Source organism: Streptomyces sp. NPDC028419 (genome assembly GCF_055565515.1).
This window is the reverse complement of the sequence record NZ_JBVHUE010000062.1, coordinates 22,469-28,858: the sequence shown is the minus strand read 5'-3', so window position 1 is coordinate 28,858 and position 6,390 is coordinate 22,469. Positions and strand designations below refer to the sequence as shown.

General features: G+C 72.7%; 6 protein-coding genes. 4 read left to right on the top strand and 2 right to left on the bottom strand.

Annotation, left to right across the window (positions count from 1 at the left end; translation table 11 throughout):
• Window positions 1-141: 141 nt before the first annotated feature.
• Window positions 142-525 (top strand): PPOX class F420-dependent oxidoreductase, encoded by a 384-nt coding sequence (locus ACZ4UB_RS38420; RefSeq protein WP_468077757.1) that lies wholly within the window; start codon window positions 142-144, stop codon window positions 523-525.
• A gap of 211 nt (window positions 526-736) precedes the next feature.
• On the opposite strand, the gene rsgA is transcribed toward ACZ4UB_RS38420, so the two are convergent.
• A complete protein-coding gene (rsgA, locus tag ACZ4UB_RS38415) occupies window positions 737-1,858 on the bottom strand; it encodes a ribosome small subunit-dependent GTPase A (protein WP_468077755.1) in 1,122 nt (373 codons plus the stop codon).
• A gap of 404 nt (window positions 1,859-2,262) precedes the next feature.
• Here rsgA and ACZ4UB_RS38410 point away from each other — a divergent pair, with 404 nt between their 5' ends.
• Window positions 2,263-2,934, top strand: coding sequence for an ArsR family transcriptional regulator (locus ACZ4UB_RS38410; RefSeq protein WP_468077753.1), 672 nt, complete (start codon window positions 2,263-2,265; stop codon window positions 2,932-2,934).
• Complete coding sequence (locus ACZ4UB_RS38405; RefSeq protein ID WP_468077751.1) at window positions 2,931-3,329, top strand: VOC family protein; 399 nt, start codon at window positions 2,931-2,933, stop codon at window positions 3,327-3,329. The genes ACZ4UB_RS38410 and ACZ4UB_RS38405 overlap by 4 nt, the downstream gene beginning before the upstream one ends.
• A 34-nt stretch (window positions 3,330-3,363) precedes the next feature.
• Here the strand turns inward: ACZ4UB_RS38405 and ACZ4UB_RS38400 are convergent, their stop codons facing one another.
• Window positions 3,364-4,479 carry a YihY/virulence factor BrkB family protein gene (locus tag ACZ4UB_RS38400; RefSeq protein ID WP_468077749.1) on the bottom strand — a complete coding sequence of 372 codons (1,116 nt, stop codon included), beginning with the start codon at window positions 4,477-4,479 and terminating at the stop codon, window positions 3,364-3,366.
• Window positions 4,480-4,496: 17 nt separating this feature from the next.
• On the opposite strand from ACZ4UB_RS38400, the gene ACZ4UB_RS38395 reads away from it, so the two are divergent.
• Entirely contained in the window at window positions 4,497-6,131 is a 1,635-nt protein-coding gene (locus ACZ4UB_RS38395) for an acyl-CoA dehydrogenase family protein (protein ID WP_468077747.1), read from the top strand.
• Window positions 6,132-6,390 lie beyond the last annotated feature (259 nt).

Genomic DNA, 6,390 nt, shown 5'->3' with positions numbered 1-6,390 from the left:
CCTCCACACCTACAACCACCACCGCTGCCACACCGCACTCCACGGTAACCCACCCATCAGCCGTGTGAACAACCCTGCGGGTCAATACACCTAGGTCGGGAGCCCGATGTGGTCGGCGGCGCGGGCTGTGAGCCTGGTGCCATGACGGAATTCACGGGGTTCAGCGAGGCGGAGAGCGCCTATTTGCGCTCGCAGCGCCTGGGGCGGTTGGCGACGGTGGACGCGGCCGGGCAGCCGCAGGCCAATCCGGTGGGGTTCTTCCCCCAGGAGGACGGCACGGTGCTGGTCGGTGGCCTGGCCATGGGCACGACGAAGAAGTGGCGCAACCTTCAGGGCAACCCGCGGCTGTCGCTGGTGGTGGACGACCTGGTGAGCACCCGGCCGTGGCGGGTGCGGGGCGTGGAGATCCGGGGCACCGCCGTGCTGGAGGTGGGGCCGCACGGGCTGGGCCCCCACTTCAGCCCCGAGGTCATCCGCATCCGCCCGACCCGCGTCCTGTCCTGGGGCCTGGAGCCGCAGCCGTAGCCGGTTTCTCCGTCCGTCCCCTCCGGGGGCGCCTCAAACGCCGGCGAGGCTGAAATCTCGCCCCGGCGCTTGAGGCACCCCCGGAGGGCGGACGCCAGGTACCGGCCGAGCCAGATCCAGCCTCGCCGGCGCTTGAGGCGCCCCCGGAGGGCGGGGCGGGGGGCATCCGGAAGGCGGGGCGGGGGGCGTGCGGCCCCGGACGGCCCGCGGCTCAGGCCTGGCCGCCCCGCTTCGCGGCGTGGTTGGCACGACCCACGGCGGACTTCATCCGCCAGTCGCGCCGGATCTCCGAGCGGAGCCTGGCGTCGGTCTTGGCCACGATCCGCTGGTTCTCCCGCAGGAGCTTGCGGTAGCTCTCCAGCCGCCGCTCGGGCAGCGCGCCCTCCTCCACCGCCCGCTGCACCGCGCACCCCGGCTCCGCCTCGTGGGCACAGTCGTGGAAACGGCACCGGGCGGCGAACTCCTCGATCTCGGAGAACACCTGGCCGACCCCCGCCTCCGCGTCGAAGAGGCCGACACCGCGAAGCCCCGGGGTGTCGATCAGGACCCCGCCGCCCGGCAGGGCGAGCAGGTTCCGGGTGGTGGTGGTGTGCCGGCCCTTGCCGTCGACGTCGCGGGCGGCCTGGACCGCCATGACCTCCTCGCCGAGCAGCGCGTTGGCCAGGGTGGACTTGCCGGCGCCCGAGATGCCCAGCAGCACGCTGGTGCCGGAGCCGACGACCGCGGTGAGGACGTCCGTGCCCTCCCCGGTGAGGGAGGAGACGGTGAGCACCCCGACGCCCGGAGCCGTGGTCTCCACGTCCTGGACGAGGTGGGCCAGCGTGACCGGGTCGGGCACCAGGTCCGCCTTGGTCAGGACGACCAGCGGCTGCGCGCCGGACTCCCACGCGAGGGCGAGGAAGCGTTCGATGCGGCCGAGGTCGAGCTCGACGGCGAGCGAGACCGCGATGATCGCGTGGTCGACGTTGGCCGCGAGGATCTGCCCCTCGGAGCGCTGGGACGAGGTGGACCGTACGAAGGCGGTCCGGCGCGGCAGGTACGCCTTGACGTAACGGGGGTTGCCGACCGCCTCGACGGCGGCCCAGTCACCGGTGCAGATGACCCGCAGCGGGTCGTGCGGGGTGACGAAGGCGGTGTCGGCGCGGACGATTCCGTCCGCGGTCATGACGTCACACTGACCGCGGTCCACCCGGACGACCCGGCCGGGCACGAGGCCCTGCTCGGCGTACGGTGCGAATGCGGCGGCCCAGGCGTCGTCCCAGCCGTACGGGCTGAGGGCGTGCGGGAGCGGAAGCTGGAGCGAAGCGATCTGCGGGAAGGCAGAGGAAGTCAAGGGGAACCCTTCACAGGGTGGCCCCGGCAGAACGCGCGCACCGCGCGCGGAAGATGAGGTGAAGGTCAGCCGGAGACCACAGGAATGAGATTGATGAGCTGCTGGGTGCGGGCAGTGCCCTGCGCAACGACCGTCATCAATGGACTCACCTCCTGTGAAATACGGCTCCGCACGCGGCGGTTCCGGTCCACTCGGCGTGAACGAGCTCACGGTATCGCGCGCCCGCGGCGGCGCGCCAACTGTTTTTCCGGGCTCTTTTCCGAGCTCTTTTCCGGGCTCTTTTCCCAGCCCGTCGCCCCGCCCGTCTCCCCGCCCGTCGCCCCGCCCGATCTCGGGCTCTTGGGCCCCCTCCGAGGGGACCTTCCGCGGTACTTCCCGCGATCCGCGCCGCTTACCTTCGGAGCATGACCGCTGCCGAGCACGCCGTGGCCGCCCCCTCGCGGCGCCGATTGCTGGCGCTGCTGCGCGAGGCCGACGGCACGGCCCGGAGCGTCCCCGAACTCACCGCCGCCACCGGCCTCTCCACCGCCACCGTGCGCCACCACCTGGCGGTGCTCGGCAAGGCGGGGCTGGTGACCTCCGCCCCTTCCCCGGGCCCGGGACGGCGGCGGGGCCGGCCGCGCCTGCGGTACGCCGCCACCGCATCCGGCGGCGAGGACCGGTGCGAGGTCTACCGCGACCTGGCGGACGCCCTGGCCGAGGCGGTCGCGAGGACGGCCGCCGGGGACCTTGCCGGCCCCCGGACCGCCGGACGGGAGTGGGGACGGCGGCTCGCCGCGGGCGGACCCCCGGCACCCGCCGCGCAGCGGCTCTTCGCGCTGACGGCCCGCCTGGGCTTCCGGCCCCGCCGGGAGCCGGGCGACACCCGGCTGTTGCTGCTCCACTGCCCGTACGGCTGGTTGGTGCACAGCCACCCCGAGGTGCTGTGCGCGGTCCACGAGGGCCTGCTGGAGGGGCTGTTGGAATCCACGGACACCTCGGTGGAACTCCGGCCCGCCCTCGGGCCCGGCCCGTGCACCGCGCTGCTGCACGATCCGAAGGAGAGCGCCCAGGACGGCCTAGGGTGGTCGTCATGACGCCACGACTCGACATGATCGGCCTGGTCGTTTCCGACATGGCCGCCTCGCTCGCCTTCTACCGCCGTCTCGGGCTGGACCTCCCGGCCTCGGCGGACCGGGAACCGCACGTCGAGGCCGCCGGCCCCGGGGGGCTGCGGATCGGCTGGGACACGGTGGAGGTCATCCGGTCCTTCGACCCGGAGTGGAAGCGCCCCGAACCGGGCGCGGACCGGGTCGGGCTGGCCTTCCTGTGCGACTCCCCCGCCGAGGTCGACGCGCTGTACGCCGAGCTGTCCACGACCGGCGGCGGTACGGCGCACCGGGAGCCCTGGGACGCCTTCTGGGGGCAGCGCTACGCCATCGTGCTGGACCCGGACGGCGGCGCGGTCTCGCTGTTCGCCGCGAACGCGTAGCACCCGGATCCGGGGCCTTGGCGGCCCGGCCGGGTCAGTGCTTGCGCAGCCGGGAGGAGTAGTCCTCGGGCGGGAGGAACTTGGACCAGCGCTCGGGGAACTCCGAGGGCATCCCCGCGTCCTCGTCGTCCTCCGACTCGCCCTCGGCCAGGGCCCGCCAGGCGGCCGCCCGGGCGACCAGCTGGGCCGCCTCGGCCTCCCGCACCCGCTCGTTGGCCTCGCGGGCCGCCGCGGTCGCCACCGACGGCCAGACGCGGTCGATCGCCGCGTTGACGGCGGCGCCCACCAGGACGGCGAAGGCCGAGATCCCGATCCAGAGCAGGACGGCGACGGGCGCGGCCAACGAGCCGTAGATCGTCGGCCCCTCCACCGTGTTCGTCAGGTAGATCCGCAGCAGGAACGAGCCCAGCACCCACATGGCCAGCGCGATCAGCGCGCCCGGCACGTCCTCGATCCACGGCGAGCGCACCGGCACCGAGACGTGGTAGAGCGTGGTCAGGAAGACGATGGACAGCAGGGTGACGGTCGGCCAGTACAGCACCGCCACCACTTCCGTGCCCCACGGCACCCACCGCACCACCGCGTCCGGGCCCACCACCAGGAGCGGCAGCACGACGGAGCCGACGAGCAGGGCGACGACGTACAGCAGGAAGGCCAGCAGCCGGGTCTTGACGATGCCGCGCTGCCCGTCGAGGCCGTACATGACCGTGATGGTGTCGACGAAGACGTTGACGGCGCGCGAGCCCGACCACAGGGCGAAGGCGAAGCCGAGCGAGATGAGGTCGGGGCGGGCCTGCCGGGTCACGTCGTCCAGCATCGGTTTCGCGATGTCGTTGACGCCCCGGTCGGAGAGCACGGTGCCGACCGCCCGCAGGATGTTCTCCTCGATGGTCTGCACCGAGGTGGTGCCGCTCCAGCCGTCCACGTAGCCGACGAGCCCGAGCAGGCCGAGGAACAGCGGCGGCAGCGAGAGCAGCGTGAAGAACGCCGCTTCGGCCGCGAGTCCCAGGATCCGGTACTCGATGCACGAGTTGACCGTGTCCTTGAGCAGCAGCCAGGACATCTTGCGCTTGGACACGTTGCGGTAAAGGGCCCGGGCCCGGTGGAGCCGACCCGGAGGCCGCTCGGGTGTTTCTTTTGCTGCCTGCACCTCCTTACCGTATCGGCATGGCAGCCACCACCCACACAGTCAGCAACCAGGCACCGCCCCTGGTCGGGCACGACGTCTACGGCGGCGACCGCGCCCTCACCGAGGGGGTCGAACGGCACCTCGACCCCGAACTCCTCCCGGGCGTAAGGGAAGAACTCACCGAACTCGGGCGCGCCGCGGGCTCCGCACAGGCCCAGGAATGGGGCGCCCAGGCCAACGAGAACCCGCCGAAGCTCCGTACACATGACCGGTACGGCAACCGGATCGACGAGGTGGACTTCCACCCTTCCTGGCACCGGCTGCTCGGGCACGCGGTGACGAACGGGCTGACCGACGCCTGGGGGCGCGAGGCGGGGCACCTGCGGCGCGCCGCCGGCTTCTTCGTCTGGTCCCAGGCCGAGGCGGGCCACGGCTGTCCGGTCTCCATGACCCACGCGGCGGTGCCCGCGCTGCGCACGGACCCTGAGCTGGCGGCCGAGTGGGAGCCGCGGCTCACCTCGCACGTCTACGACCAGGGGCTGCGCCCGGCCGGGCAGAAGTCGGGCGTCCTCTTCGGCATGGGGATGACCGAGAAGCAGGGCGGCAGCGACGTGCGCGCGAACACCACGCGGGCGGTGGCGCTGGACGCTTCGGGCGAGTACCTGCTGACCGGGCACAAGTGGTTCTGCTCGGCCCCGATGTGCGACGGCTTCCTCGTCCTGGCCCAGGCCCCGGGCGGGCTGACCTGCTTCCTGGTGCCGCGGGTGCTGGCGGACGGCACCCGCAACGTCTTCGCGATCCAGCGGCTGAAGGACAAGCTCGGCAACAGGTCGAACGCGTCGAGCGAGGTGGAGTTCGACGGGACCTGGGCCCGGCGGGTGGGCGAGGAGGGCCGCGGGGTGCGCACCATCATCGAGATGGTCGCCGCGACCCGGCTCGACTGCGTGATCGGGTCGGCCTCGCTGATCCGGCAGGCGTTGACGCAGGCCGTGCACCACACCGAGCACCGCTCCGCCTTCGGCGCGAAACTGATCGACCAGCCGCTGATGCGCAACGTACTGGCGGACCTGGCCGTCGAGTCGGAGGCGGCCACCGCGTTGACGCTGCGGCTGGCGGCCGCCTACGACGCGGGCACCGCGCAGGAGCGGGCCTTCCTGCGCATCGCCGTGCCCACGGCGAAGTACTGGGTGACCAAGCGCTGCACCCCCGCCGTCGCGGAGGCGCTGGAGTGCCTGGGCGGCAACGGCTACGTCGAGGAGTCCGGGCTGCCCCGGCTGCTGCGGGAATCCCCGCTGAACTCGATCTGGGAGGGCTCGGGCAACGTACAGGCGCTGGACGTGCTGCGGGCGCTCCAGCGCGAGCCGCAGGCCCTGAACGCCTTCCTCCAGGAGGTCGGCCTCGCGCGCGGGGCCGATCACCGGCTGGACGCGGCCGTGAAGGACCTGCTGACGGAGCTGGCCGACCTGGAGGGGATCGAGGCGCGGGCCCGGCGGGTGGTGGAGCGGATGGCGCTGGTGCTCCAGGGTTCGCTGCTGGTGCGCTGGGCACCGCCCGCGGTCGCCGACGCCTTCTGCGCCTCGCGGCTCGGCCGGGACTGGGGGACCGCCTTCGGGACGCTGCCGCACAGCCTGGACCTGGGTGCGGTGGTGGAACGGGCGCGGATCACGGGTTAGGAGAGGTCCCCAAACCGCTCCGTGCCCGGATCCGGGCCCGTCTGCCGGCAGCAGGGTGGCGCCGCGCCGACTCGGCACCACACCTGCTCCGGGTCAGCCCCGAGGAGGAGCCTTCACGCCGCCTGTCGGCGTGACGCACAGTTTCGATCGGGCGACCGGGGCTTGGCGAGAGTTGCAGACCGTTGCAACCTGTGAGTCCGATGGGGAATCCGTAACGCACGGTCCGGTTCATTCAGGAGGATCCGGTGGCAACCACTGC